22 protein-coding genes and 1 pseudogene are annotated in these 26,463 nt (G+C 69.0%); 13 read left to right on the top strand and 10 right to left on the bottom strand.

The window, feature by feature from the left end; all coding sequences use genetic code 11:
• Positions 1-90: 90 nt before the first annotated feature.
• The 6 genes from PcP3B5_RS00670 (at position 91) to PcP3B5_RS00645 (ending at position 7,543) form a co-directional block, all read left to right on the top strand.
• On the top strand, positions 91-414 hold the full coding sequence (locus tag PcP3B5_RS00670) for a sarcosine oxidase subunit delta (protein ID WP_009614657.1): 324 nt from the start codon (positions 91-93) through the stop codon (positions 412-414).
• Positions 415-416: 2 nt separating this feature from the next.
• On the top strand, positions 417-3,437 hold the full coding sequence (locus PcP3B5_RS00665; RefSeq protein ID WP_061560312.1) for a sarcosine oxidase subunit alpha: 3,021 nt from the start codon (positions 417-419) through the stop codon (positions 3,435-3,437).
• Positions 3,438-3,546: 109 nt separating this feature from the next.
• A complete protein-coding gene (locus PcP3B5_RS00660) occupies positions 3,547-4,182 on the top strand; it encodes a sarcosine oxidase subunit gamma (RefSeq protein ID WP_043312473.1) in 636 nt (211 codons plus the stop codon).
• A gap of 55 nt (positions 4,183-4,237) precedes the next feature.
• Positions 4,238-5,095, top strand: coding sequence for a formyltetrahydrofolate deformylase (gene purU, locus PcP3B5_RS00655; RefSeq protein ID WP_061560311.1), 858 nt, complete (start codon positions 4,238-4,240; stop codon positions 5,093-5,095).
• Positions 5,096-5,249: 154 nt separating this feature from the next.
• Complete coding sequence (fdhA, locus tag PcP3B5_RS00650) at positions 5,250-6,449, top strand: formaldehyde dehydrogenase, glutathione-independent (RefSeq protein WP_061560310.1); 1,200 nt, start codon at positions 5,250-5,252, stop codon at positions 6,447-6,449.
• A 521-nt stretch (positions 6,450-6,970) separates the two neighbouring features.
• Positions 6,971-7,543: a DUF1993 domain-containing protein gene (locus PcP3B5_RS00645; RefSeq protein ID WP_061560309.1), complete on the top strand. Its 573-nt coding sequence runs from the start codon at positions 6,971-6,973 to the stop codon at positions 7,541-7,543.
• Positions 7,544-7,550: 7 nt separating this feature from the next.
• On the opposite strand, the gene PcP3B5_RS00640 is transcribed toward PcP3B5_RS00645, so the two are convergent.
• The 6 genes and pseudogenes from PcP3B5_RS00640 to PcP3B5_RS00620 form a co-directional block, all read right to left on the bottom strand.
• A complete protein-coding gene (locus PcP3B5_RS00640; RefSeq protein WP_061560308.1) occupies positions 7,551-8,663 on the bottom strand; it encodes a class II histone deacetylase in 1,113 nt (370 codons plus the stop codon).
• On the bottom strand, positions 8,660-10,051 hold the full coding sequence (locus tag PcP3B5_RS00635) for a purine-cytosine permease family protein (RefSeq protein ID WP_043269990.1): 1,392 nt from the start codon (positions 10,049-10,051) through the stop codon (positions 8,660-8,662). Before PcP3B5_RS00635 ends, PcP3B5_RS00640 begins: the two co-directional genes overlap by 4 nt.
• Positions 10,052-10,112: 61 nt before the next feature.
• Positions 10,113-11,147, bottom strand: a complete 1,035-nt coding sequence (locus PcP3B5_RS00630) for an ABC transporter substrate-binding protein (protein WP_061560307.1) — start codon at positions 11,145-11,147, stop codon at positions 10,113-10,115.
• Positions 11,148-11,375: 228 nt separating this feature from the next.
• Positions 11,376-12,758, bottom strand: coding sequence for an aspartate aminotransferase family protein (locus PcP3B5_RS00625; RefSeq protein ID WP_009614644.1), 1,383 nt, complete (start codon positions 12,756-12,758; stop codon positions 11,376-11,378).
• A 39-nt stretch (positions 12,759-12,797) separates the two neighbouring features.
• Positions 12,798-12,871, bottom strand: a pseudogene (locus PcP3B5_RS32475) (hypothetical protein); the annotation flags it as partial.
• Between the two features lie 45 nt (positions 12,872-12,916).
• The gene (locus tag PcP3B5_RS00620) at positions 12,917-14,407 is read right to left on the bottom strand and encodes an aldehyde dehydrogenase (protein ID WP_061560306.1); all 1,491 of its coding nucleotides are present in this window, start codon (positions 14,405-14,407) and stop codon (positions 12,917-12,919) included.
• 286 nt (positions 14,408-14,693) lie between these two features.
• On the opposite strand from PcP3B5_RS00620, the gene PcP3B5_RS00615 reads away from it, so the two are divergent.
• The 4 genes from PcP3B5_RS00615 (at position 14,694) to PcP3B5_RS00600 (ending at position 20,943) form a co-directional block, all read left to right on the top strand.
• Entirely contained in the window at positions 14,694-15,629 is a 936-nt protein-coding gene (locus tag PcP3B5_RS00615) for a LysR family transcriptional regulator (protein ID WP_009614641.1), read from the top strand.
• A gap of 293 nt (positions 15,630-15,922) precedes the next feature.
• Complete coding sequence (locus tag PcP3B5_RS00610) at positions 15,923-16,951, top strand: DUF5924 family protein (protein ID WP_058487875.1); 1,029 nt, start codon at positions 15,923-15,925, stop codon at positions 16,949-16,951.
• Positions 16,952-17,024: 73 nt separating this feature from the next.
• A complete protein-coding gene (locus PcP3B5_RS00605) occupies positions 17,025-17,864 on the top strand; it encodes an acyl-CoA thioesterase (protein ID WP_058487876.1) in 840 nt (279 codons plus the stop codon).
• A 115-nt stretch (positions 17,865-17,979) separates the two neighbouring features.
• A complete protein-coding gene (locus PcP3B5_RS00600; protein ID WP_061560305.1) occupies positions 17,980-20,943 on the top strand; it encodes an autotransporter outer membrane beta-barrel domain-containing protein in 2,964 nt (987 codons plus the stop codon).
• 657 nt (positions 20,944-21,600) lie between these two features.
• Here PcP3B5_RS00600 and PcP3B5_RS00595 read toward each other — a convergent pair.
• The 4 genes from PcP3B5_RS00595 to speB form a co-directional block, all read right to left on the bottom strand.
• Positions 21,601-22,002, bottom strand: coding sequence for a GFA family protein (locus PcP3B5_RS00595; RefSeq protein ID WP_009614637.1), 402 nt, complete (start codon positions 22,000-22,002; stop codon positions 21,601-21,603).
• 11 nt (positions 22,003-22,013) lie between these two features.
• Positions 22,014-22,745, bottom strand: a complete 732-nt coding sequence (locus PcP3B5_RS00590) for a phytanoyl-CoA dioxygenase family protein (protein ID WP_043270009.1) — start codon at positions 22,743-22,745, stop codon at positions 22,014-22,016.
• Positions 22,742-23,668, bottom strand: coding sequence for a LysR family transcriptional regulator (locus PcP3B5_RS00585; protein WP_043270011.1), 927 nt, complete (start codon positions 23,666-23,668; stop codon positions 22,742-22,744). The genes PcP3B5_RS00590 and PcP3B5_RS00585 overlap by 4 nt, the downstream gene beginning before the upstream one ends.
• A 74-nt stretch (positions 23,669-23,742) precedes the next feature.
• Positions 23,743-24,699 carry an agmatinase gene (gene speB, locus PcP3B5_RS00580; RefSeq protein WP_043270013.1) on the bottom strand — a complete coding sequence of 319 codons (957 nt, stop codon included), beginning with the start codon at positions 24,697-24,699 and terminating at the stop codon, positions 23,743-23,745.
• A 280-nt stretch (positions 24,700-24,979) separates the two neighbouring features.
• Here speB and PcP3B5_RS00575 point away from each other — a divergent pair, with 280 nt between their 5' ends.
• From PcP3B5_RS00575 to PcP3B5_RS00565, 3 genes are all read left to right on the top strand, one after another.
• Complete coding sequence (locus PcP3B5_RS00575) at positions 24,980-25,207, top strand: CopG family ribbon-helix-helix protein (RefSeq protein WP_009614631.1); 228 nt, start codon at positions 24,980-24,982, stop codon at positions 25,205-25,207.
• On the top strand, positions 25,204-25,485 hold the full coding sequence (locus PcP3B5_RS00570) for a type II toxin-antitoxin system RelE/ParE family toxin (RefSeq protein WP_009614629.1): 282 nt from the start codon (positions 25,204-25,206) through the stop codon (positions 25,483-25,485). The genes PcP3B5_RS00575 and PcP3B5_RS00570 overlap by 4 nt, the downstream gene beginning before the upstream one ends.
• A 259-nt stretch (positions 25,486-25,744) precedes the next feature.
• Positions 25,745-26,455, top strand: a complete 711-nt coding sequence (locus tag PcP3B5_RS00565) for an RcnB family protein (protein WP_043270015.1) — start codon at positions 25,745-25,747, stop codon at positions 26,453-26,455.
• The last annotated feature ends 8 nt before the right edge of the window (positions 26,456-26,463 follow it).

Raw genomic sequence — 26,463 nt, 5'->3', positions numbered from 1 at the left:
GGGAGAGGGTGCCCGAAGGGCGGGAGAGGGTGGTTCGGCGAAGAGCCGGCGCCCCGCCTCCCACGGAAGGCAACCCCGGAGGTTTAGACCATGCTTCACATCTTCTGCCCCCACTGCGGCGAGCTGCGCTCCGAAGAGGAATTCCACGCCAAGGGCCAGGCGCACATCCCGCGCCCGCTGGACCCCGGCGCCTGCACCGACGAGGAGTGGGGCGACTACATGTTCTTCCGCGACAACCCGCGCGGCATCCACCACGAGCTGTGGGTGCACGCCGCCGGCTGCCGGCAGTACTTCAACGCCACCCGCCACACCGTGACCTACGAGATCCTCGAAACCTACAAGATCGGCGAGAAACCCAGCGTGACCAGCGCCGAGAAGAAACCCGCCGCCCAGCCCGCAGTCGCGAAGGCCTGAACATGAGCCAGATCAATCGCCTTTCCCGTGGCGGTCGCATCGACCGCAGCAAGCCGCTGACCTTCACCTTCAACGGCCAGCAATACCAGGGCTTCGCCGGCGACAGCCTGGCCGCCGCCCTGCTGGCCAACGGCGTCGACGTGGTCGGCCGCAGCTTCAAGTACTCCCGCGCCCGCGGCATAGTCGCGGCCGGCGCCGAGGAGCCCAACGCCATCCTGCAGATCGGCTCGCGCGAGGCCACCCAGGTGCCCAACGTGCGCGCCACCCAGCAGGCCCTGTACCCGGGCCTGGTGGCCAGCAGCACCAACGGCTGGCCGAACGTGCAGAACGACCTGATGGGCGTGTTCGGCAAGGTCGGCGGCAAGATGATGCCCCCCGGCTTCTACTACAAGACCTTCATGTACCCGCAGTCCATGTGGCTGACGTACGAGAAGTACATCCGCAAGGCCGCGGGCCTTGGCCGCGCGCCCACCGAGGTCGACCCGGACAGCTACGACTGGATGAACCGCCACTGCGACGTGCTGGTGGTCGGCGCCGGCCCCGCGGGCCTGGCCGCTGCCCTGGCCGCCGCGCGCACCGGCGCCCGGGTGATCCTGGCCGACGAGCAGGAAGAGTTCGGCGGCAGCCTGCTGGACACCCGCGAGACCCTCGACGGCAAGCCCGCCGCCGAATGGGTGGCGCAGGTGCTGGCCGAGCTGAAGTCGCTGCCGGAAGTCGTGCTGCTGCCGCGCGCCACGGTGAACGGCTACCACGACCACAACTTCCTCACCATCCACGAGCGTCTCACCGACCACCTGGGTGAGACCGCGCCGCTGGGCCAGGTGCGCCACCGCGTGCACCGGGTGCGCGCCAAGCGCGTGGTGCTGGCCGCCGGCGCCCACGAGCGGCCGCTGGTGTACGCCAACAACGACCTGCCGGGCAACATGCTGGCCGGCGCGGTCTCCACCTACGTGCGCCGCTACGGCGTGGCGCCGGGCAAGAAGCTGGTGCTGTCCACCAACAACGACTACGCCTACCGCGTCGCCCTGGACTGGCAGGAAGCCGGCCTGGAAGTGGTGGCCATCGCCGACGCCCGCGCCAACCCTCGCGGCGAGTGGGTGGAAGAAGCCCGCAAGCGCGGCATGCGCGTCATCACCGGCAGTGCGGTGATCGAAGCCCGCGGCGGCAAGCGCGTGAGCGGCGCGAAAATCGCCGCCATCGACCCCATCCGCCTGAAGGTCACCGCCCCCGGCGACTGGCTGGACTGCGACCTGATCGCCAGCTCCGGCGGCTACAGCCCGGTGGTGCACCTGGCCTCGCACCTGGGCGGCAAGCCCGAGTGGCGCGAGGACATCCTCGCCTTCGTCCCCGGCGAAGGCCTGCAGAAGCGCATCTGCGCAGGCGCCGTGAACGGCGTGTTCCGCCTCGCCGACAACCTGCAGGACGGCTACAACGCCGGCACCCAGGCCGCCGAGGACGCCGGCTTCAAGGCCGTCGCAGGCGAGCTGCCGAAGGCTTCCGAGCGGGTCGAGGAGCCGACCGTGGCGCTGTTCCAGGTGCCCCACGAGAAGCCCACTTCCCGCGCGCCCAAGCAGTTCGTCGACCCGCAGAACGACGTCACCGCCGCGGCCATCGAGCTGGCCTGCCGCGAGGGCTTCGAGTCCATCGAGCACGTCAAGCGCTACACCGCGCTGGGCTTCGGCACCGACCAGGGCAAGCTGGGCAACATCAACGGCCTGGCCATCGCCGCCCGCGCCCAGGGCAAGAGCATCGCCGAGACCGGCACCACCATGTTCCGCCCGAACTACACCCCGGTGACCTTCGGCGCCGTGGCCGGCCGCCACTGCGGCCACCTGTTCGAGCCGGTGCGCTTCACCGCCCTGCACGCCTGGCACGTGAAGAACGGCGCCGAGTTCGAGGACGTCGGCCAGTGGAAGCGCCCCTGGTACTTCCCCAAAGCCGGCGAGGACATGCACGCCGCCGTGGCCCGCGAATGCCGCGCGGTGCGCGAGTCGGTGGGCCTGCTGGACGCCTCCACCCTGGGCAAGATCGACATCCAGGGCCCGGACGCCCGCGAGTTCCTCAACCGCGTCTACACCAACGCCTGGACCAAGCTGGACGTGGGCAAGGCCCGCTACGGCCTGATGTGCAAGGAAGACGGCATGGTCTTCGACGACGGCGTGACCGCGTGCCTGGCGGACAACCACTTCGTCATGACCACCACCACCGGCGGCGCCGCCCGCGTGCTGGAGTGGCTGGAGCTGTACCACCAGACCGAATGGCCGGAGCTGAAGGTGTACTTCACCTCGGTCACCGACCACTGGGCCACCCTGACTCTGTCCGGCCCCAACAGCCGCAAGCTGCTGGCCGAGGTCACCGACATCGACCTGGACAAGGACGCCTTCCCCTTCATGACCTGGAAGGAAGGCAAGGTGGCCGGCGTGCCGGCGCGGGTGTTCCGCATCTCCTTCACCGGCGAGCTCTCCTACGAGGTGAACATCCAGGCCAACTACGCCATGGGCGTGCTGGAAGCCATAGTCGAGGCCGGCAAGAAGTACGACCTGACCCCGTACGGCACCGAGACCATGCACGTGCTGCGCGCCGAGAAGGGCTTCATCATCGTCGGCCAGGACACCGACGCCTCGGTGACCCCGGACGACCTCAACATGGGGTGGGCCGTGGGCCGCAGCAAGCCCTTCTCGTGGATCGGCTGGCGCGGCATGAACCGCGCCGACTGCCTGCGCGAAGACCGCAAGCAGCTGGTCGGGCTGAAACCTACCAACCCCATGGACGTGCTGCCCGAAGGCGCCCAGCTGGTGTTCACCACCCAGCAGTCGATCCCGATGAACATGGTCGGCCACGTCACCTCCAGCTACATGAGCAGCACCCTCGGCTACGGCTTCGCCCTGGCGGTGGTCAAGGGCGGCCTCAAGCGCATGGGCGAGAAGGTCTACGCGCCCCTGGTCGACGGCCGGGTGATCGAGGCGGAAATCTGCAGCTCGGTGTTCTACGACCCGAAAGGCGAACGGCAGAATGTGGATTAAGAGCAGCTGCAAGCGGTAAGCGACAAGCCGCAAGCGAAGGCCAAGCCCTCCTCCGACGGGGGGAGGGTGAGAGGATTCCAGGGCGCACGGCGCCCCAAGGTGAATACGAATGAGCAAGGCAAACCTCTACCAGCAATGCCCCGAAGCCGGGGTGAAAGTCGAGACCCCGCTGCACCACGCCGAGCTGGACAAGCTCGCCGGCCGCAGCGTCGCCAACGCCGGCATCACCCTGCGCGAGAAAAAGCTGCTGGGCCACCTGACCCTGCGCGGCAATCCCCATGAAGCAGCCTTCGCCGAAGGCGTGCACAAGGCCCTGGGCCTGGAGCTGCCGGTGGCCCTGGGCCTGGTAGCCAAGGGCGAGGTCTCGCTGCAGTGGCTGGGCCCGGACGAGTGGCTGCTGATCGTCCCCGGCGGCGAGGAATTCACTGTTGAGAAGAAACTGCGCGAAACCCTCGGCGAAGACCTGCACTACTCGGTGGTCAACGTCAGCGGCGGGCAGACCCTGTTGGAACTCACCGGGCCCAAGGTGCGCGAACTGCTGATGAAGTCCACCAGCTACGACGTGCACCCGAGCAACTTCCCGGTGGGCAAGGCGGTGGGCAGCATCTTCGCCAAGTCCCAGTGCGTGATCCGCCACACCGGCGAGGACACCTGGGAACTGGTGGTGCGCCGCAGCTTCGCCGACTACTTCTGGCTGTGGCTGCAGGACGCCAGCGCCGAGTACGGCCTGCAGATCGCCGCCTGATCCCGGCGGGCGGGCCACCCGGCCCGCCCTCCCGCGTCGCCACCGGAGCCACGCCATGAGCCGCACCCCCGATACCTGGATCCTCACCGCCGACAGCCCGAGCCTGCTCGGCACCGTCGACGTGGTGACGCGCCACCTGTTCGAACAGCAGTGCTACGTCACCGAGCACCACTCCTTCGACGACCGCCTGGCCCAGCGCTTCTTCATCCGCGTGGAGTTCCGCGCCCCGGCCGGCTTCGACGAGGCGGCCTTCCGCACCAGCCTGGCCGAGCGCGTCGAGCCCTTCCAGATGAAGACCGAACTGACCCCGCCGGGCTACCGCAGCAAGGTGGTGATCATGGTCTCCAAGGCCGACCACTGCCTGAACGACCTGCTCTACCGCCAGCGCATCGGCCAGCTGCCGATGGACGTGGCGGCGGTGGTCTCCAACCATCCGGACCTGGAGCCCCTGGCGCGCTGGCACGGCATCCCTTACCACCACTTCGCCCTCGACCCGCAGGACAAGGCCGCCCAGGAAGCCAAGGTGTGGCAGGTGATCGAGCAAAGCGGCGCGGAACTGGTGATCCTCGCCCGCTACATGCAGGTGCTCTCCCCCGAGCTGTGCCGCAGGCTGGACGGCTGGGCGATCAACATCCACCACTCGCTGCTGCCCGGCTTCAAGGGCGCCAAGCCCTACCACCAGGCGTACCAGAAGGGCGTCAAGCTGGTCGGCGCCACCGCCCACTACATCAACAACGACCTCGACGAGGGCCCGATCATCGCCCAGGGCGTCGAGGCCGTGGACCACGCACACTACCCCGAGGACCTGATCGCCAAGGGCCGCGACGTCGAGTGCCTGACCCTGGCGCGAGCGGTGGGCTACCACATCGAGCGGAGGGTGTTCCTCAACGCGAATCGGACGGTGGTTCTCTAAAAAGAGCAGTTGGAAGCGGGAAGTCTGAAGCTGGAAGCATGCGGCCTGGCTTCAAGCTTCGCGCTTTGAGCTTCCAGCTCGAATTCCCAGTGCAAAGCCGCGTGGCCGCCGCGCCGCGCATTTGTACCCACAACGACAAAAAAGAGGAATGCGTATGTCTGGCAATCGTGGTGTGGTTTATCTCGGCCCAGGTAAGGTCGAGGTTCAGAACATCCCCTATCCCAAGATGCAGGACCCGCAAGGCAAGCAGATCGACCACGGGGTGATCCTGCGGGTGGTCTCCACCAACATCTGCGGCTCCGACCAGCACATGGTGCGCGGCCGCACCACCGCGCCCACCGGCCTGGTGCTGGGCCACGAGATCACCGGCGAGGTGGTGGAGATCGGCCGCGGCGTGGAAACCATGAAGATCGGCGACCTGGTCTCGGTGCCCTTCAACGTCGCCTGCGGCCACTGCCGCACCTGCAAGGAACAGCACACCGGCGTCTGCCTGACGGTCAACCCGGCCCGCGCCGGCGGCGCCTACGGCTACGTCGACATGGGCGGCTGGGTCGGCGGCCAGGCCGAATACGTGCTGGTGCCCTACGCCGACTTCAACCTGCTGAAGCTGCCGGACCGCGAGAAGGCCATGGAGAAAATCCGCGACCTGACCTGCCTGTCCGACATCCTGCCCACCGGCTACCACGGCGCGGTCACCGCCGGCGTCGGCCCGGGCAGCAGCGTGTACATCGCCGGCGCAGGTCCCGTCGGCCTGGCGGCTGCGGCTTCTGCCCGCCTGCTGGGCGCCGCGGTGGTGATCATCGGCGACGTCAACCCGACCCGCCTGGCCCACGCCAAGGCCCAGGGCTTCGAGATCGCCGACCTGTCCAAGGACACCCCGCTGCACGAGCAGATCGCCGACCTGCTGGGCGAGCCGGAAGTGGACTGCGCGGTCGACGCGGTGGGCTTCGAGGCCCGCGGCCACGGCCATTCCGGTTCGCAGCACGAGGCCCCGGCCACCGTGCTCAACTCGCTGATGGGCATCACCCGGGTGGCCGGCCAGATCGGCATCCCGGGCCTGTACGTCACCGAGGACCCGGGCGCGGTGGACGACGCCGCCAAGCACGGCAGCCTGAGCATCCGCTTCGGCCTGGGCTGGGCCAAGTCGCACAGCTTCCACACCGGCCAGACCCCGGTGATGAAGTACAACCGCCAGCTGATGCAGGCGATCATGTGGGACCGCATCAAGATCGCCGACATCGTCGGGGTGGAAGTCATCACCCTGGACGAAGCGCCCAAGGGCTACGGCGAGTTCGATGCCGGCGTGCCGAAGAAATTCGTCATCGACCCGCACAACCTGTTCCGCGCCGCCTGAGCCGCGGCCAGCGCTCCGACCGCGGCGTCCCCCGCCGCGGTTTCTCTCCAGGGGAGCCTTCGGGCTCCCTCTTTTTTTGCGCCGCATTCCCCTGTAGGAGCGCGCCCTGCGCGCGAATCGCGGGCAGGGCCCGCTCCTACGGCAAACATGACGCCCCGTGCCTCAACGGCCCCTCACCCTAACCCTCTCCCGGAGGGAGAGGGGACCGTTCGGCGTGTGCGGGAAGGCTGGAGTTAGCCGGAGACAAAGGACTCCGCGCCGCATGCTCTTCGTAGGAGCGAGCCGTGCCCCCGTAGGTAGGAGTCCCGTAGGATGGGTTGAGCGAAGCGATACCCATGCTGCCGTGGTGATGGGTATCGCTTCGCTCAACCCATCCTACGAAAAGCCGTGCTTCCCTGGAGGTATAGGAGCGGACTCCGTCCGCGATATCCACAGCAGGCCAAGTACGACAGGGACTTCATGGCGCAGCACGGCCGGCGCGCCCGGACTAAGCTGACGGCTCCCCTTTCCCGGAGCCCGCCATGTCGCTGACCAGCCTGCTCGTTCCCTCGTTCACCCACATGCTCACGAACCTGTCGCAATGGCTCGACAAGGCCGCCGCCCATGAAAGCGCTGCCGGCAACGACGTCGACGAACTGATGGCGCAACGCCTGGCGCCGGACATGTACCCGCTGGCCGCGCAGGTGCGCTTCGCCTGCTTCCAGGCACTGGAGCCGACCTACCGCCTACGTGGCCTGGCCGTTCCGCAGGCGTGGCTGCAGGTGCGCAACGACGGCTGGGCGTCGAACGAGCGGCCGGGCACCCTGGCCGAGGCCCGGGCCTGCATCGCCGAAGCGCTGGCAGCGCTCGCCGACCTGCCCGGCGACGCGCTCGATGGCCGGCCCGAGGCTCCGATCGCGCTCGACCTGCCCAACGGCATCATCTTCGACATGGACAGCCAGCAGTACGCCCGCGACTGGTCGTTCCCGCAGTTCTATTTCCACTGCATCACCGCCTACGCCATCCTGCGCAGCCTGGGCGTCGAACTGGGCAAGGCCGACTACGTCGCGCACGTGCTGGCTTACCTGCGCCCGGGCACGCTGCCGCAGGCTTGATCCCGGCCTACAGGCCCAGCTTCTGCGCCATGCGCTCGATGGCCTGGCGCTGGAAGGCGCGGAAATCCGCGTCCGGCTGCTGGCCTTCGAGCATCGGCAGGAAGGGGTCGACCACTTCGGTGGCCGCCCCGGCCAGTTCCTCGATCACCGCGTGGCCGCAGAAGGGCACGTAGGCTTCGGCGTAGCCGCCCTCATGGACCAGCACCAGGCGCCCGTCGCACAGGCGCTCGGCGGCCTCGCGCACGCTGCGGGTGAGGGCGCGGAAGGTCTCGCTGTGGGCGAGCATGCGCGCCAGCGGGTCCACGCCGTTGGCGTCGAAGCCGCAGGCGACCACGATCAGCTCCGGGCGGAAGCGCTCCAGGGCCGGTACTATGATGCGCTGCATGGCGTGGCGATAGGCATCGTCGCCGCTGCCGGGGTACAGCGGCACGTTGACGTTGGCGCCCAGGCCGGCGCCTTCGCCCTGCTCTTCCACGGCGCCGGAACCCACCGGGAAGCAGTCGGCCTGGTGGATCGACAGAGTCAGCACGTCGTCGCGGCCATAGAAGATCGACTGGGTGCCGTTGCCGTGGTGCACGTCCCAGTCCAGCACGGCGACGCGCCGGATGCCGTGGCGCGCCTTCGCCGCCTCCACCGCCACGGCGATGTTGGCCAGGTAGCAGAAGCCCATGCCGCGGTCGGCCAGGCAATGGTGGCCCGGCGGCCGCGACAGCGCGTAGGCGTTGTCCAGCTCGCCGCTGAGCACCGCGTCCACCGCGGCGATGGCCAGCCCGGCGGACTGCCGGGCGATCTCGTAGGTGCCGGGGCCGACCATGGCCTCCTCGCCCAGCTCGCCGTGGCCGGCGTCGCTCATGGCCTTGAAGCGTTGCAGGTAGTCCAGCGGGTGGACGCGCAGCAGGTCCTCCTCGCTGGCCAGCGGCGCGCTGGAAAGCTTGAGCTTGGCGCTCAGGCCCGAGACATCCATCAGGCTCTTCAGCCGCCGTTTGCTCTCCGCCGATTCGGCGTGGCCGCTGCCGGCCGGCGGCTGCAGCCAGCCGCCCACCGGGAGGATCAGCGCGTGCAGCCCGGCGGCGTGCCAGAAGCAGCGTTCGTCGAAGAAGAACCCGCTGCGCCGGCTCATGCGCGGGCCTCCGCCAGGGCGCGCTGGCGCTTGCGACTGAACAGCCAGTAGACCGGCGAGACCACGCCCAGGCCGACGATCCAGGAGATGTCGGCGCCGTTCATGGCGCGCGCCACCACCCCGGTGTACAGCTCGGTGGACATGAACGGCACCTGCACCAGGATGCCCAGCACGTAGCAGTTCACCGCGGTCCAGTTGAAGGTGCCGTAGATGCCGCCGTCGCGGCGGAAGAACGACAGCACGTCGTACTGGCCGTGGGCGACCAGGTAGTAGTCGACCAGGTTGATCGCGCTCCAGGGCACCAGCACGTAGAGCAGCAGCAGGATGAAGTTGGTGTAGTTGGCCATGAAGTCGTCCTGGCCGAGCAGGGCGATGGCCAGCGAGCCGCCGAACAGGCTCAGGGCGATCAGCGCGCGCCAGCCGGCGCCGGCCGCCCAGGCCGGGATCAGCGTCTGGCCGACGGTGATCGCCGAGAGCGTGCCGCAGTACAGGTTCATGGCGTTGGTGGCGGCGATGCCGATGGAGAACACCGCCACCAGCACGGCGCTGAAGCCGCCGGTCATGCCAATCAGCCCGGCGACCACGTCGCCGCCGTCCAGGCACAGGCCGACGATCACACCCAGGACCATGGGCAGGATCGAGCCCAGGCAGCAGCCCCAGTAGCTGGACCAGAACGCGGTGCGCGCGCCGGTGTCCTGCGGCATGTAGCGCGAGTAGTCGGAAACGTAGGGGGCATAGGCCAGCTGCCAGAGCGCGGCGATCGACAGCGCGCCGAGGAAGCCCGGCAGGTTGAAGCCGTTGCGCTGCAGGAAGTCCGCCGGCAGGCCGTGGATGAACAGCACCCAGGCGAAGCTGACCAGCAGCACCGCGCCGGACAGCCAGGACATCAGCCGGGTGTAGCCGTGGATCAGGCGGTAGCCGAAGACGGTGGCGACGACGCTGACCAGGCCCACCAGCAGGATGCCGGCGTTGGTGGCCACGGCCGGGAAGCGCGCGTGCAGCGTCTGGCCGCCGAGCACCAGGTTGGAGGCGAAGAAGCCCAGGTACATGATCACCACCAGGGCCACCACCAGCAGCGAGCCGAAGGAGCCGAACTGGCCGCGCGTCTGCACCATCTGCGGCACGCCCAGCTGCGGGCCCTGGGCCGAGTGCAGGGCCATGAACACCCCGCCGACCAGGTTGCCCAGCACCAGCGCCAGCAGCGCGGCGACGAAGGACAGCTGGAACACGGTGACGGCCAGCGCCCCCGTGACCACGGTGAGCAGCATGATGTTGCTGCCGAACCAGATGGTGAAGAGGTCGCGGGCGCGGCCGTGGCGTTCGTGCCGGGCGATGGGCTGGATGGTGCTCAGCTCCAGGGTCGCCGCCGGGGTTTGCGTCGTTGTCATTGTGGTTCTCGCAAGGCAAAGCGGTGCCCGGCGCGCCGGGCACTCGGGTTGGCCGGGGGCCTCAGCGGGCCGCCCAGGCGTTGAAGCGCAGTTCCAGTTCCTCGCCGTGGTCGACCCAGAAGGCCGAGTCCACCGAGCGGGCGCCCTGCAGGTTGGCCGGGGCGGTGGGCAGCGCGGCCTGCACGTCGGCCGGCAGCAGTTCCAGGGTGCCCTTGTGCACCGGGCCGTAGGGGATGTTCTCGGAGAACACCTTCTGCGTCTGCGGCTGGCTGGCGAAGGCGATGAACTTCTCGGCCAGGGCCTTGTTCGGCGTGCCCTTGACCACCGCCCAGTATTCCGGGTCGTAGAGGCTGCCCGGCCAGACGATGGCCAGCGGCACGCCTTCCTTCTGCGCGGCGGCGATGCGGCCGTTGTAGGCGGCGCTCATCACCACGTCGCCGGCGGCCAGCCACTGCGGCGGTTGCGCGCCGGCTTCCCACCACTGGATGTAGGGCTTGATCTCGTCGAGCTTCTTGAAGGCGCGGCTGACGCCCTCGGGGGTGCCCAGCACCTTGTACAGGTCCTCGGGCTTCACGCCGTCGGCCAGCAGGGCCACTTCCAGGGTGTACTTGGCGCCCTTGCGCAGGCCGCGCTTGCCCGGGTAGTCCTTGACGTTCCAGAAGTCCGCCCAGGAGGTCGGCGCCTTGGCCAGGCGCTTGCTGTCGTAGGCCATGACCATCGACCAGACGTAGGTGGCCACACCGCACTCGCTGAAGGTGCCGGGAACGAACTGCGACTCGTCGCCGATGGCGGCCGGGTCGATGCGCTCGAACAGGCCCTCGTCGCAGCCGCGCAGCAGCTCGGGGCTTTCCACCTCGACCACGTCCCAGGTGACCTTGCCGACGTTGACCATGGCCTTCACCTTGGCCATCTCGCCGTTGTACTCGCCGGCGATCACCTTGCCGGCGCCGCTGGCATCGAAGGGTTTGAAGTAGGCCAGGTCCTGGGCGGCCTTGGTGGCGCCGCCGAAGGAGATCACCGTGAGATCCTGCGCCTGGGCGGCGCCGGTGGCGGCGAGGACCGCGCAGGCGAGGATGCAATGCAAGGACGATTTCATGGAACGAACTCCCACAGCCGGTTGGCGTTGTTGGTTTGGATTGCTGGGCAGTTGCCGAACGGGCGGCAAAAAGGTTCCACGGCGCGGGCCTGCGTGGGCCCGCGGCGTTGTTGTTCGGTTGTGGCGAAGGGCGCTGCTCGCAGGAGGGGATGTGCGCGGCGATACCCATCGATGGGTATCGCTGCGCTCAACGCCATCCTACGGAAAGCAGCGCCTGCGAGACTGGCGTCAGAGCACGCCGATCTCTTTCGCGGTGCGGTCCACCGCAATGCGCGTCTTGTCCACCAGTTCGTCCAGCTCGGCGCGGCCGGCAACCAGGGCCGGGGCCATGATCATGCGGCCGAGGGTGGAACGGATGATCACGCCCTCCTCGAAGCCGATGGTGCGGCAGCGCCAGGCCAGGTCGTTCTCGTTGTCGAAGCGCTTGCGGGTGGCCTTGTCCTGCACGAACTGCAGCGCCGCCACCAGGCCGGCGCCCTGGATCTCGCCGATCAGCGGGTGGTTGCCGAACACCTCGCGCAGGCACTGCTGCAGGTAGGGGCCGGTGTCGTTCTTGACCTGGGTGACGATGCCCTCGTCGCGCAGCGCCTTGAGGTTGGCCACGGCCACCGCCGCCGCCACCGGGTGGCCGGAGTAGGTCAGGCCGTGGGCGAACACGCCGCCCTGCTCCACCAGCACCTCGGCGATGCGCTTGCTCAGCACCAGGCCGCCCATGGGGATGTAGCCGCTGGTCAGGCCCTTGGCGATGGACAGGGTGTCCGGCTCGAAGCCGAAGTGCTGGTGGGCGAACCATTCGCCGGTGCGGCCGAAGCCGCCGATCACTTCGTCGGCGCACAGCAGCACGTCGTACTTGCGGCAGATGCGCTGGATTTCCGGCCAGTAGCTCTCCGGCGGGAAGATCATGCCGCCGGCGCCCTGGAACGGCTCGGCGATGAAGCCGGCGACGTTCTCGGCGCCCAGTTCGAGGATCTTGTCCTCCAGCTGCTGCGCGCAGCGGCGGCCGAATTCCTCGGGGGTGAGGTCGCCGCCGTTGGCGAACCAGTAGGGTTCGTCGATGTGGGCGATGTCCGGGATCATGCCGCCCATCTCGTGCATGAACTTCATGCCGCCCAGCGCGGTGGCCGCCAGGGTCGAGCCGTGGTAGCCGTTCCAGCGGCCGATCATGATCTTCTTCTGCGGCTTGCCGAGGATCTGCCAGTAGCGGCGCACGGTGCGGATCAGCACCTCGTTGGATTCGGAGCCGGAGTTGGTGTAGATGGCGTGGCTGTAGTGGCCCGGCACCAGGCTGAAGAGCAGCTCGGACAGCTCGATCACCGCCGGGTGGGTGGTGTGGAAGAACATGTTGTAGTACGGCAGCTGGTCCATCTGCGCGCTCGCCGCGGCGGTCAGGTCCTTGCGCCCGTAGCCCAGTTGGGTGCACCACAGGCCGGACATGCCGTCCAGGTAGCGGTTGCCGTCGTTGTCCCACAGGTACAGGCCCTCGCCGCGCACCATCACCCGCGGGCCTTCGGCGTTCAGCGCCTTCTGGTCGAGGAAGGCGTGGATGTGGTGGGCCGCGTCGGCCGCCTGGTAGTCACGGGTTTCGCGTTGCGCTTTGGTGTTGTCGGTCATCGACTTTCTCCTAGTTCCCTCGGCGGTGCTCCGGCAGCCGGCCTGAGGGGTTTGCAGGGGATCGAGGGCGACGGACTTACCTGGGCAGTCTCACCGGCCGTCTCGAGCGGTTCGCCGGGGCAGCACGGGCCGGCGGTGCGCCGGCCCCGGGCCTGCCCTCAGCGCAGCTGGAACCAGGTGGTTTTCAGCTGGGTGTACTTGTCGAACGAATGCAGCGACAGGTCGCGGCCGAAGCCGGACTGCTTGCCGCCGCCGAAGGGGATGGCCGGGTCCAGGGCGTCCACGGTGTTCACCGACACGGTGCCGACGTTCAGCCGGCCGGCCACGCGGTGGGCGCGGTTGAGGTCGTCGCTCCACACCGAGGCGGCCAGGCCGAAGGGGCTGTCGTTGGCCAGCCGCAGGGCCTCGTCCTCGCTGTCGAAGGCGGTCACCGCCAGCACCGGGCCGAAGACTTCCTCGCGAGCCAGGCGCTGCTGCGGGTCGACGTTGGTGAAGATGGTCGGCTCGATGAAGTTGCCCGAACCATTGAAGCTCAGCTGGCGGCCGCCGCAGGCCAGGGTCGCGGCGCTGCCGCGGGTTTCCTCGATGAAGCGCAGGATGCCGGCGGTCTGCTTGGCGTCGACGATGGCGCCGGCGCGGCTGGCCGGGTCCAGCGGGTCGCCCGGGGCCCAGTCGCGGGCCTTGGCGATCAGGCGCTCGACGAATTCGTCGTGGATGGAACGCTCCACCAGCAGCCGCGAGTTGGCCGAGCAGACCTCGCCCTGGTTGAAGAAAATGCCGAATGCCGCTTTTTCAGCCGCAAGATCGAGGTCGCGGCAATCGGCGAACACGAGGTTCGGGCTCTTGCCGCCACACTCCAGCCACACCTGCTTGAGGTTGGATTGGGCGGAATACTGCATGAAGTACTTGCCCACTTCGGTGGAGCCGGTGAACACCAGGCAGTCCACGTCCGGGTGCAGGCCCAAGGCCTTGCCGGCGTGCTCGCCGAGGCCCGGCACCACGTTCAGCACGCCTTCGGGCAGGCCGGCCTCCAGGGCCAGCTCGGCCAGGCGCAGGGCCGAGAACGGCGACTGCTCGGCCGGCTTGAGCACCACCGAGTTGCCGGCGGCCAGGGCCGGGGCCAGTTTCCAGGCGGCCATGTCGAGGGGGAAGTTCCACGGCACCACGGCGCCGATCACGCCCAGGGGCGCGCGGGTAATAGTGGCCAGGGCGTTGGGCGCGGTCGGGGCGACCTGGTCGTAGAGCTTGTCCAGGGCCTCGGCGTACCAGGAGAAGACGCCGGCGGCACCGGGCACGTCGATGTTCCAGGCGTCCATCACCGGCTTGCCCATGTTCAGCGAGTCCAGCAGGGCCAGCTCGTCGCGGTGGGCCAGCATCAGCTCGGCCAGCTTCAGCAGCACGGCCTTGCGCTCGCGCGGCGCCATGCGCGCCCAGGGGCCCTGCTCGAAGGCACGGCGGGCGCTGCGCACGGCGGCGTCGACTTCGGTCGCGCCACAGGCGGCGACGTTGGCCAGCAGGCGGTTGGTGGCCGGGTCGATGGATGCGAAGGTGGCGCCGTCGGAGGCGGCCACGCGGCGGCCCTCGATCAGGGCGGCGTCGATGAAGGTCTGGCGGGCTGCACGCTGCTGCCAGTCGCTGAGTTGATACACCAGGGCACTCCTGCTCACGAGCAATTATTGTTTTGTTCTGTGGTACCCCTGATGGTCGCGCATGCCCCGGCGGAGGAAAAATATTAAATATGTCTTCGGGGTATATGAAAAAGCTGGGCAGGCGCGCACCGGCAAAGTGCGCCATGCTGGGTTATGGTGCGGCACCTGGAGGCGGCTCGACGCTCCCCGGCGCAGGCCGGCGGGCCCGATCCTTGCTTTCCGATGAACCGATGACACAACGAGAGCGCGCACGCCACCGGCGAAGCCGCGCCATAGAGGTCTTGCAGTGGCTTCCTATACCTTGCGGCAATTGAAGTATTTCGTGACCACAGTGGAATGCGGCAGCGTGGCCGAGGCCTCGCGCAAGCTCTACATCGCCCAGCCGTCGATCTCCACGGCGATCAAGGGCCTGGAAGAGAGCTTCGGCGTGCAGCTGTTCATCCGCCACCACGCCCAGGGCGTGTCCCTCACCCCCAGCGGCGCGCGTTTCTACCGCAAGGCCCAGGAACTGCTGCGCATGGCCCACGAGTTCGAGCAGAACGCCCTGGCCGACAACGACGTGGTGGCCGGGCAGATCGACCTGGCCTGCTTCGAGACGGTGGCGCCGCTGTACCTGCCGCGGCTGATCGCCGGCTTCCGCGAGCGCTACCCGGGGGTGGAGATCCGCATCCGCGACGGCGAGCAGCAGGAACTGGTGCAGGGCCTGACCTCCGGGCGCTTCGACCTGGCCCTGCTGTACCGCCACGACCTCGACGGCACCATCGAGACCGAGCCGCTGATGCCGGCGCAGCGGCCCTACGCCCTGCTCCCGGCCGACCACCGCTTCGCCCGCCAGGCCCAGGTGTCGCTGCGCGACCTGGCGCTGGAGCCGATGATCCTGCTCGACGTGCAGCCCAGCCGCACCTACTTCGTGAGCATCTTCGAGGAACTGGGGCTGACGCCGAACATCGCCTTCAGCTCGCCCTCCATCGAGATGGTACGCGGCATGGTCGGCCAGGGCTTCGGCTTCTCGGTGCTGGTCACCCGGCCGCATTCGGAGTGCACCTACGACGGCAAGAAGGTGGTGATGGTGAACATCGCCGAAGACGTCAGCGCCTCCGGCCTGGTGGCCGCCTGGCTCAAGCGCGCGCAGCTGACCAAGCCGGCGCGGCTGTTCGTCGACTATGCCCGCGAGGAGTTGAGCGGCGGGGTGGCGTCAGAACCCGCACACAAGCCTTCGTAGGATGGGTTGAACGGAGCGATACCCATCCTACGGGGCTGAATGCCAACCCTTGTAGGAGCGGGCCCTGCCCGCGAATCGCGCGCAGGGCGCGCTCCTACATGGGGACGGTGCAGGTGGCGCAGCGTAGCGGATCTCATCCGCGAATCGCGCCGGAACCGCCGACTATCGCGGACAAGGTCCGCTCCTACGAAGAGCCGCCGGCCACCCTACCCTCCGTCCAGCGCCGCTGCCCCGCGCCCGGCACAAGCGCTACAATCCCCGGCCTTCCGGTTGTCCGGCTTCGGCCCTTCGTCATGCTTGTGTTGAAATCCCGCGTGCAGCGCCTGATCGCGCTGGCCCTCTCGCTCCTGGAACGCTACCCGCGGCTGGTCGCCCTGTTCGGCTTCTGCTCGGGGCTGTTCAGCTTCATGATGGTCGACCGCCACCGCGCCGGCTTCGCCCGCGCCATGGCCATCGTCATGCTGGTCAGCTGGCTCTGGCTGATGCTCGAGAACCTGCTCACCCAGCGCTTCAAGGAGCGCTTCGGCTGGTCGGTGCCGCCGGGGCTGCTGCGCTACGCGACCCAGCTGATCCACCAGGAAAGCCTGTTCTTCGTCCTGCCGTTCTTCTTCGTCACCACCACCTGGAACAGCGGCCAGGCCCTGTTCACCGGCGTGCTGGGGCTGGCCGGGCTGATCGCCATCACCGACCCGGTCTACTACAAGTGGCTGGCGCCGCGGCGCTGGACCTTCCTCGGCTACCACACCCTGACGCTGTTCGCCGTGCTGCTCACCGCGCTGCCGCTGATCCTCCAGCTGAGCACCCCGGAAAGCTACCGCTGGGCCCTGGGCATCGCCGTGGCGCTGTCCTTCCCCAGCCTGGTGGTGTCGGTGGGCATCCACAAGTGGTGGCGCTGGTTCGCCCTGCTCGGCCTGACCCTGTGCATCGGCGTGGTCGGCTGGTTCGGCCGCGCCTGGGTGCCGCCGTCCACCCTGTGGCTGGCGGAAATGGCGGTCACCGAGCAGTTCGACAATAGCCAGCGCACCCCCGGCGACAGCGTCGAGCAGGTCGGCGCCGCGCAGATCCGCGCCCAGGGCCTCTACGCCTACACCGCCATCAGCGCCCCGCGCGGCCTGGACGAGCGCATCTTCCACGTGTGGCTGCACAACGGCCAGGAAGTCGACCGCATCGCCCTGGACATCCACGGCGGCCGCGAGGCCGGCTACCGCGCCTGGACGCACAAGCAGAACTTCCCCGCCGACCCGACCGGGCGCTGGCAGGTGCAGGTGATCACCGAGGTCGGCCAGGTGATCGGCACCCTGCGCTTCGAGGTCACGCCCTGACCGCCCGGTTCGCTTGACCGCGCCCGGGCCGCTCCCCTAAAAGGACCGGATACCCGCGCCGAGAGCACCGAGCATGACCGACTCCGCCCTGCACCCCTTCGACCGCGCCCTGGCCCTGGAAGCCGACGCCCGCGACGCCGACCTGTTCCACGGCCACACCAGCGCCGACTACTGGAACATGGTCGGGCCCTTCGGCGGCATCACCGCCGCCACCCTGCTGCAGGCCGTGCTGCGCCACCCGCGGCTGCTCGGCGCGCCCGTCGCGCTGACGGTGAACTTCGCCGCCGCCATCGAGGCCGGCGCCTTCGCCGTGCGCGCCACGCCGATCCGCACCAACCGCTCCACCCAGCACTGGCTGCTGCAGCTGAGCCAGGTGGACGGCGACGGCGTGGAGCAGGTCTCCACCACCGGCACCGCGGTCACCGCCCTGCGCCGCGAGACCTGGAGCGAACTCGACCTGGCGCGCCCGCAGGCCACGGCGCCGGCGCAAACGCCGCCGCTGAACACCAGCGGCAAGGGCGTGGCCTGGGCGCAGCAGTATGAGATGCGCGCCATCGACGGCGCCTTCCCCAGCACCTGGGACGGCAGCGGCGAGCACAGCCGCACCCGCCTCTGGCTGCGCGACGCCCAGCCGCGGGCGCTGGACTTCCCGGCGCTGGCGGCGATGAGCGACATCTTCTACCCGCGCGTCTGGCTGCGCCGCGCCACCCCGGTGCCGGCCGGCACCGTGTCGATCACCACCTACTTCCACACCGACGCCGCGCAGCTGGCCGAAGTCGGCAGCGGCTACCTGCTCGGCGAGGCCCGCGGCCAGGCCTTCCGCAACGGCTACTTCGACCAGGCCGCGGAGCTGTGGAGCGAGGCCGGCGAGCTGCTCGCCACCAGCAACCAGATCGTCTACTACAAGCAGTGACGGCAGGGCCGGGCGCCCCGCGCCCGGCCTTGGCAAAAAGCCAGCATGGTTACAAAAACGTAAGATTGCATCGCTATAAACGACGGCCACTTCCAGAAGAAAAAAGGTCGTCGCCATGTCGTTCAAGCCTTCCCCGCTGGCGTTCAGCATCGCCCTCGTCTTCAGCGCCGGTGCCCACGCCGCGCCCGCCGGCCCCATCGTCATCAGCACGCCCAGCACCAGCAAGCAGACGCTCTCCGGCGAGGCCAGCCTGCAGGTCACCGCAAGCGGCAGCATCACCGCCAGCGACAAGACCGTCGCCCTGAAGGACGCCACCAGCGGCGCCGGCGTGGTGGTCGACAACAGCGGGCAGATCACCGCCACCAGCGGCCGCGCCATCGAAAGCTCGGGCAGCACCGCGACCACCCGCGACTACCGGATCTACAACCGCGCCGGCGCCAGCATCAGCGCCAGCGACGACGCCGTGCGGGTGAAGGACGGCTTCGACAGCGGTAGCCTGCTGCTGGACAACGCCGGCAGCATCCGCTCGACCAGCGGCCAGGCGCTGGACTTCGACGACCTGCGCAGCGGCGTGCCGGTAACCATCATCAACCGCGAGACCGGCGTCATCCACGGCGACGGCAACGACGGCATCCGCCCCGGCGCCAACGCCAGCATCACCAACTACGGCGAGATCAGCAGCGGCGACATGGTCGACGCCGACGCCAAGAACGACGGCATCGACTTCCAGGACGCCGAGGGCGGCAGCGTCTACAACCACGGGCTGATCTCCGGCGGCCGCCACGGCATCACCACCGACGTCGGCGCCACCCTGGTCAACTACGCCGACGGCGTGATCATCGGCCGCAACGGCTCGGGCTACGGCTCCGACGGCAACGGCACGGTCAGCAACTACGGGCGCATCACCGGCGCCTACAACGGCCTGGTGCCCGATGGCGACGGCGATGGCGTGGACATCGACCTGATCGGCCACATCGAGAACCACGGGATCATCGAAGGCATAGGCGCGGCCGGCGTCGACAAGGGCGGCCAGCCCAACGGCAGCGAAGGCATCGCCATGGGCGGCGGCAGCGTCTACAACGCCGCCGGCGCGCTGGTCAGCGGCGCCAGCCGCGGCATCCTGGTGGACGACGGCTCGGCCGGCAGCGGCTACGGTGCCACCACCCTGGAGAACCACGGCACCATCGAGGGCCTGGCTTCCAGCGGCGTGACTCTGGTCGGCGACTTCGCCGACAGCGTGATCAACGACGGCCTGATCCACGGCGGCAACGGCATCGCCCTGGAACTGGGCGGCGGCGACGACAGCCTGACGCTGCTCGCCGGCAGCCGCTTCGAAGGCCTGGTGGACGGCGGCGACGGCCATGACCGGGTGAGCTTCGACGACGCCCGCGGCGGCAGCTTCGGCCAGAGCCGCAACTTCGAGCGCCTGGAGGTGCGCCAGGGCGCCTGGACTCTCAGCGGCAGCGGCGACTTCAGCGAAGGCGGCGAAGTCTTCGCCGGCGCCCAGCTGATCAACCAGGGCGGCATCGCCGGCAGCCTGCTGGTGGACAGCGGCGCCAGCTACGCCGGCAGCGGCAGCGTCGGCGGCCTGGACGTCAGCGGCACCCTGCTGGCCAACCCGCAACAGGGCGCCACCCACGTGACCGGCGACCTGGCCCTGCGCAGCGGCTCGACCCTGGCCTACGGCGTGGAGGCCGACGGCAGCCACGCCACCCTGCAAGTGGATGGCAGCGCGACCCTGGACGGCGCGCGCCTGGCCCTGCAGGCCGGGCCCGGCAACTATCCCTGGCAGAGCAGCTACCAGGTGCTGAACGCCAGCGGCGGCGTCAGCGGCCGGTTCGCCGAGGTCAGCAGCAACTTCGCCTTCCTCACCCCGAGCCTCGGCTACGGCGCCAACAGCGTGGACCTGCAACTGACGCGCAACGACGTGCAGTTCGCCGACCTGGCCAGCAGCGGCAACGGCCGCAACGCCGCCAGCGCCCTGCAGGGCCAGGGCATGGGCCAGCTGTACAACGCGCTGATCACCAGCGACGCCGGCAACGCCGGCCGCGCCGTGGAGCAGCTGGCCGGCGCCAGCAACGCCAACCTGGCCGCCGCCACCCTGGCCGGCAGCCAGGCGGTGGGCGGCGCCATGCTCGGCGCGCTGCGCCAGTTCGGCGGCGGCCTGCTGGTGGCCAGCGACGAGCGCGACACCCCGCAACTGGCCGCCCTCGGCGTACCCAGCGAGGCACGCAACCTGAACGACCCGAACGCCGCCGGCCGCCTCTGGCTGCAAGGCATCGGCAGCCACGGCCAACTGGACGGCGAGCACGGCAGCGGCGACCTCGACCAGAACACCGGCGGCACCCTGCTGGGCGCCGACTGGGCGCTGGACGGCCAATGGCGCCTGGGCGTGCTGGGCGGCTACTCGCACACCGACCTCGACGGCCAGGGCGGCACCTCCGGCGACATCGACAGCTGGCACCTGGGCACCTACGCCCTGCGCCAGGACGGCCCGCTGGCCCTGCGCCTGGGCGCGGCCTACAGCAGCCACGACGGCGAAAGCAAACGCCGCGTCGAGTTCGACGGCTTCAGCGACCGCCCCAAGGGCGACTACGACGCCCACAGCTGGCAGGCCTTCGCCGAAGCCGGCTACCAGCTCGGCGACGGTCGCCTGAGCGCCGAGCCCTACGCCAACCTCGGCTACCAGTACTACAAGCGCGACGCCTACGACGAAAAAGGCGGCGCCGCGGCCCTGCACGTGGACGAGCAAAGCCAGCACAACGTCAGCAGCACCCTGGGCGTGCGCACGGCCTGGCTCGCCAGCCTGGACAACGGCATGAGCCTGACCCCGCGCCTGGGCCTGGGCTGGCGCCACACCTACGGCGACCTGGACAGCAGCACCCGCCAGGCCTTCCTCGCCGGCGGCGGCGCCTTCAGCGTCCAGGGCACGGCGCTGGACCGCAACAGCCTGCTGCTGGACCTGGGCCTCGACCTGGGCCTGTCGGCCCGCCACAGCATCGGCCTGGCCTACAGCGGTGAGAAAGGCAGCCAGGCGCAGAACCATGCGCTGATCGCGCAGTGGCAGATGGCGTTCTGAAACGCCGCGTAGGGCGTATAACCGTTCGCGGTTATACGCCGCTTCACCCGGCCCATGTCCGGCTTGGTGGTCAAGGCCGGAGCGCCCGGAAACAGGCGCTCCGTGACCGAACCCGAAGCGCGCCTGGGATCAAGGTCAAACGGCGGATAACGCCGTAGGCGTTATGCGCCCTACGCCCGGCCCACCCTCGACGTAGGGCGAATAACCGTTCGCGGTTATCCGCCGCTTCACCCGGCCCATGCCCGGCTTGGTGGTCAAGGCCGGAGCGCCCGGAAACAGGCACTCCGCGACCGCCCTCGAAGCGTGCCTGGGATCAAGGTCAAACGGCGGATAACGCCGTAGGCGTTATGCGCCCTACGCCCGGCCCACAAGTCCGGAGGATGCTTTTCGTAGGAGCGAGCTTGCTCGCGAACAGCAGTCAGCCGGCGAGGTTCGGTGTGTGGCCTGAAGAGCGCCCTCTCCCTAACCCTCTCCCTGAAGGGAGAGGGGACCGTTGGGCAGGCACTGATGTTCTGGAGTCAGCCGGCTAGCACCGTGACTACCGGCTGAAACCATTCCTCCTCTCGGCACGGACAAGCCCCCTCTCCCTTCAGGGAGAGGGCTGGGGAGAGGGTACGGAACCGATCCAGCGCACAAGAACCGCCGGCTAGCTCGCTCCTACAAAACCTCCTCATCCTCCCCCGGCAACTGCTCATCCAGATGCAGCCAAGCAACCCGGCTCTTCACCCAAACATGCCTTTGCGGCGGCGCCACCTCCGGGTGATCGAAGGTCGCAACAGTCACATCCAACGTCTCCGGCGTCCGCTCCGTCTCGAACACCACCTGCGCCCCACAGTTGCCACAGAACAACCGACGATTGCCCGGACTCGACACATAGCAGGCCGGCGTCCCCTTCAACCAACGGAAACTACTGCGCGGCACCGTCGCCCAAGTCACCACCATGCCCCCACTGCTACGCCGACAGATCGAGCAATGGCAGTGGCCGACATCGTCCAGCTCCGCAGTGAACTCATAACGCAGGGCACCACAATGGCAGCCCCCTTGGTGGGTCTGGCTCATGGCCGGGCTCCTCAGTCGTATTCCGCCGCCTCGTGGTCGCCCAGCAGGCGGCGCTGGCGGGGCGTGCAGGCGGCCAGCACTTCGGGGTCGAAACGCCAGTCGAGATAGGGCGAGAACTTCTGCGCCACCATGCGCCGGCCGTAGTGCACCTGCAACAGGTAGCGCGTGCGCTGGCTCAGGTTGCGGCTGCCGGAATGCCACAGGTCGCTGCGGAACAGCAGGCAGTCGCCGGCGCGGCACAGCACCGGTTCGGCCGCCCTGCCCCGCCAGCTGCGCTCGTCCGGGTGCGGCGCGCGGCCGGCGCGGTGGCTGCCGGGGATCACCCAGGTCGGGCAGAGTTCGTGGTCGATGTCGTCGAGGTAGACCTGCGCCGTGCAGATGAACATCGGCAGCTCGAAGCCGCCCAGCAGCAAGGCTTCCGGCAGGCGCAGCGGCAGGTAGTCCTGGTGCATGTCGCCGCCGATGAAGCCGGGGTGGCAGCGCCAGGCGGTCTGGCCGATGACGTGGCAGTCCTCGCCCAGGGCCGCCTCGGCCACCTCGATCAGCCCCGGCGGGTCGAGGTAGGGCAGCCAGCGCGGCGAGCGGTTGAACACGCACTTGTAGTGGTCCACCAGGCCCTCGTAGTCCCAGTGGATCGGCCGCAGGGCGTCGATCAGCCCGCGCACTTCCGCGACCTGCGCTGCATCCAGCAGGCCGGGCAGCAGCACGAAGCCGTCCTCGTGCAATGCGTGCAGTGCGTTCATGAGTCCAGCCCTCCCCGGCCCAGTTGCGCCTGGGCCTGCTCCAGCGCGCCGAGGAAGGCGCCCAGGGCTTCGCCCGGCTCGGCGCCCTGGCGCGTCACGCAGTGGAATTCCGAGTGGTAGGCCAGCTGCGCCGGGCGGATCGCCCGCAGCCGCCCCTCGGCGACCCAGGCCGCGGCGTAGGGCGTGGGCAGGTAGCCGATGAAGGTGCCGCTGAACACCAGGTTGGCGATGGCCTCCATGCTGTAGGCGGTGGTCGTGCGGTTGAACACCAGGCCGTGGGGGCGCCGGCTCTCGGCCATGTAGCCGCGGCCGACGTAATCGGCGGCGCAGATCGCCTCCAGGCCCGGCTCGTCGTCGGCGCGGGCGAAGAACGGGTGGCCGGGGGCGCAGTAGAGGTTCTGTTCCTCGCTGAACAGCAACTGGTAGCGCAGCCCGGACAGGCGATGGTGGAAGGCGCCGATGGCCAGTTGCAGGCGCTCTTCCAGCACGGCGTTCTCCAGCTCGTCCGGGCGCTGGGTGTGCAGGTTCAGGCGCACGCCGGGGTTGCCCTGGCGGAACAGGCGGATGGCCAGCGGCAGCGCCCAGCAGTGCTGCCCGACCACGCCGTCGACGCAGCCCAGGTGCAGGGTTTCGCGATCGCGTCCGCCCAGGCCGGTGACCTGCTCGCGGAAGCGCTCGATGTCGACGAACAGGCCCTGGGCCGCGTCGTACAGCTGCTGGCCTTCCTCGGTGAGCTGGAAGCCGCTGCTGCCGCGCCGGCACAGCGAGTAGCCCAGGCGCAGTTCGAGGTCGCGCACCAGCACGCTCAGGCGCGACAGGCTGGTGTTCAGGCGCACCTGGGCGGCGGTGAAGCCGCCGGCCTCGGCTATGGCGCAGAAGGTGCGCAGCAGGCGCAGGTCGATGTCGGAAAGGTTGCCCAGCATGGGGGTTCTCGCGGCGGCGGGCACAGGCCTTCGTTATAGCCCCGCGGGCGCCGCCCCGTGAACCCCCGCGGCGGTCAGCGGCGCCGGGCCCGGGCGTCGGCGAGGATGCACAGCAGCTCGAACATCATGGTCGCGCCGACCAGCGCCGTGGCGCCGCCCAGGTCGAACGGCGGCGATACCTCCACCACGTCCGCGCCTATCAGGTCCAGGCCCTGCAGGCCGCGGACCAGGTGCTGCGCCTGCAGCGTGGTCATGCCGCCGATCTCCGGGGTGCCGGTGCCGGGAGCGAAGGCCGGGTCGAGCACGTCGACGTCGAAGCTGACGTAGGTCGGCCCCTCGCCCACCACCCGCCGCGCCTCGGCGAGGGTCGCCTCGACGCCCAGCGCGACGAACTCCTCCATGTGGATGACGCGGATGCCGCACTCCCTGGCGAAGGCCTCGTCGTCCGCCGAATACACCGAGCCGCGGATGCCGATCTGCACGGTGCGCCGCGGGTCCAGTAGGCCTTCCTCGATGGCGCGGCGGAACGGCGTGCCGTGGGTGTAGGGGTTGTCGCCGAAGTAGCGGTCGTTGGTGTCCGAATGGGCGTCGAAGTGGACCATGCCGATGGGCCGCCCGGCGGCCAGGGCGCGGAAGATCGGCAGCGTCACCAGGTGGTCGCCGCCCACCGACAGCGGCACCGCGCCGGCGGCGTGGATGCGCCGGTAGAAGCCCTCGATGCGCTTGAGCGAATCGAGCAGGTCGATGGGGTTCACCGGGGCGTCGCCCAGGTCGCCGACGCGCGCCAGGTCGTAGGGCGCGATGCGGCTGACGTGGTGCACCTTGCGCATCAGGCTGGACTGGTTGCGTACCTCGCGCGGGCCGTGGCGGGCGCCGGCGCGGTTGGTGGTGCCGCCGTCCCAGGGCACGCCGACCAGGGCGATGTCCACCTGGGCCGGGTCCTCGAAGATCGGCAGGCGCATGAAGCTGGGGATGCCGGCGAAGCGCGGGACCTCGGCGGCGTCCACCGGTTGCGGGAAGTCATGGGGCATGGGCGTCTCCTGGCGGGAAAGGGGCTGCTCCGCCAGCCTGGACCGCCCCGCGGCGGCGGCAAATCCCGAAAGCGGCAAGCCAACTTGCGCCACCGCAAAAGTGCCCTGCAAGCCGCGCCAGCCGGGCCTTTCCGCCCGCCCGGCCAGCTCCGCGCCAGTGCCCGGCCGCATTCGCGCCCTCTCCTTCCGACTGCCCTTCTCGCCAACGCCAAGTGCCTGATTCGTATACTTATGTTATCGTTGTAAACACTGTATACAGCGTAAACGGACTGCTCAGAAATTGACCACCGTAATCTCCTTCCGCGCCGATGACGCCCTGGCCAAGGCCCTGGACCAACTGGCCCGAGCCACCCACCGGGACCGCCCCTACCACCTGCGCCAGGCCCTGGCGCAGTACCTGGAGCGCCAGAGCTGGCACGTGGCGGCCATCGACGAGGGCCTGGCCGACGCCAACGCCGGGCACCTGCTGCCGCACGCCGAGATAGAAGCCAAGTGGGGGCTGGCATGAGCCTGCAGTGGACGCACAAGGCGGCCGCCGACCTGGACGGCCTGTACGACCACTACGTGGTGCTGATCGGCCCGGAGAAGGCGCTGAAGGCCATCCAGGACGTGGTCGGCCAGGTGAAGGCGCTGGCCGACCTCAGCCTGAGCAGCGTCGGCCGGCCCAGCGAGGTGCCCGGCGTGCGCGAATTGCCGCTGGAACGCTGGCCCTACCAGGCCGCCTACCGGGTAAAAGGCCGCGATGTACAAATTTTGCGCATCGATTCTGTGGATAACCCGGGGTAAAAGTGGCCACACGGTTACAAAATATTTCAAAGTATTGACTTATTTATTTTGTACAAAAATAGATCAAATACATCATTAAAGGTAGTTTGGTCTATTTGCGACTATAAATTGAAATATCGATCTAGTTACGACCAAATGATGACAAATCGTCTTTTCATTCGGCGACGCGTTTTTCCGAGATCGGAACTTTTCCCGGCATTTCCCTGTCCACTTTCCTGACTTTCCCGGCCATTTCGCCGCCCTGCCCGACGACCCGACCATGCCCAACACCGCCTCCCTCCGCGCCCTCTGCCTGGGCCTGCTGCTGCCCGCCGGCGCGGCCTTCGCCTGGAACGCCAACGACGCCCAGCAACAGCAGCAATGGCAGGAGCAACAGCGCCAGATGGCCGAGCAGCAGCGCCGGCAGAACGAGGAACAGCAGCGCCGCCAGCAGGAGCAGCAACGCCAGCAGCAGGAACAGCAGCGGCAGATGGCCGAGCAACAACGTCGGCAGATGGAGGACCGGCAGCGCCAGCAACAAGAGTTCCAGCGCCAGCGCGACGAACAGCGCCGCCAGGCCGAGCAGCAGCAGCGCCAGGAGGCCCAGCGCCGCCAGCAGGAACAGCAGCGGCGCTGGCAGGAAGAACAACGCCAGCAGGCCGAGCGCGACCGCCAGTGGCAGGACGAGCAGCGCCGCCAGGCCGATGAGCGCCAGCGTCAGTGGGAAGAGGCGCAACGCCGCCAGCAGGAACAGCGGCAACGCGAATGGGAAGACGCCATGCGCCGCCAGGAGGCCGAGCGCCGGCACTGGCAGACCGGCCAGTACCTGCCGCCGGAATACCGCGCGCGGCGCTACTACGTGGAGGACTGGCGCAGCCGCCAGCTACCGCCGCCGGCCTACGGCTACCAGTGGCAGGAAGTGGACGGCGACTATCTGCTGATCGAACTGGCCAGCGGCCTGATCCAGCAGATTCTCAGCAGCCAGCGCTGAACCGCGGC

It is taken from the genome of Pseudomonas citronellolis (assembly GCF_001586155.1).
Taxonomy (GTDB): domain Bacteria; phylum Pseudomonadota; class Gammaproteobacteria; order Pseudomonadales; family Pseudomonadaceae; genus Pseudomonas; species Pseudomonas citronellolis.
Note: the sequence above shows the minus strand (reverse complement) of the source record. Positions and strands in the feature narration are given on the sequence as shown.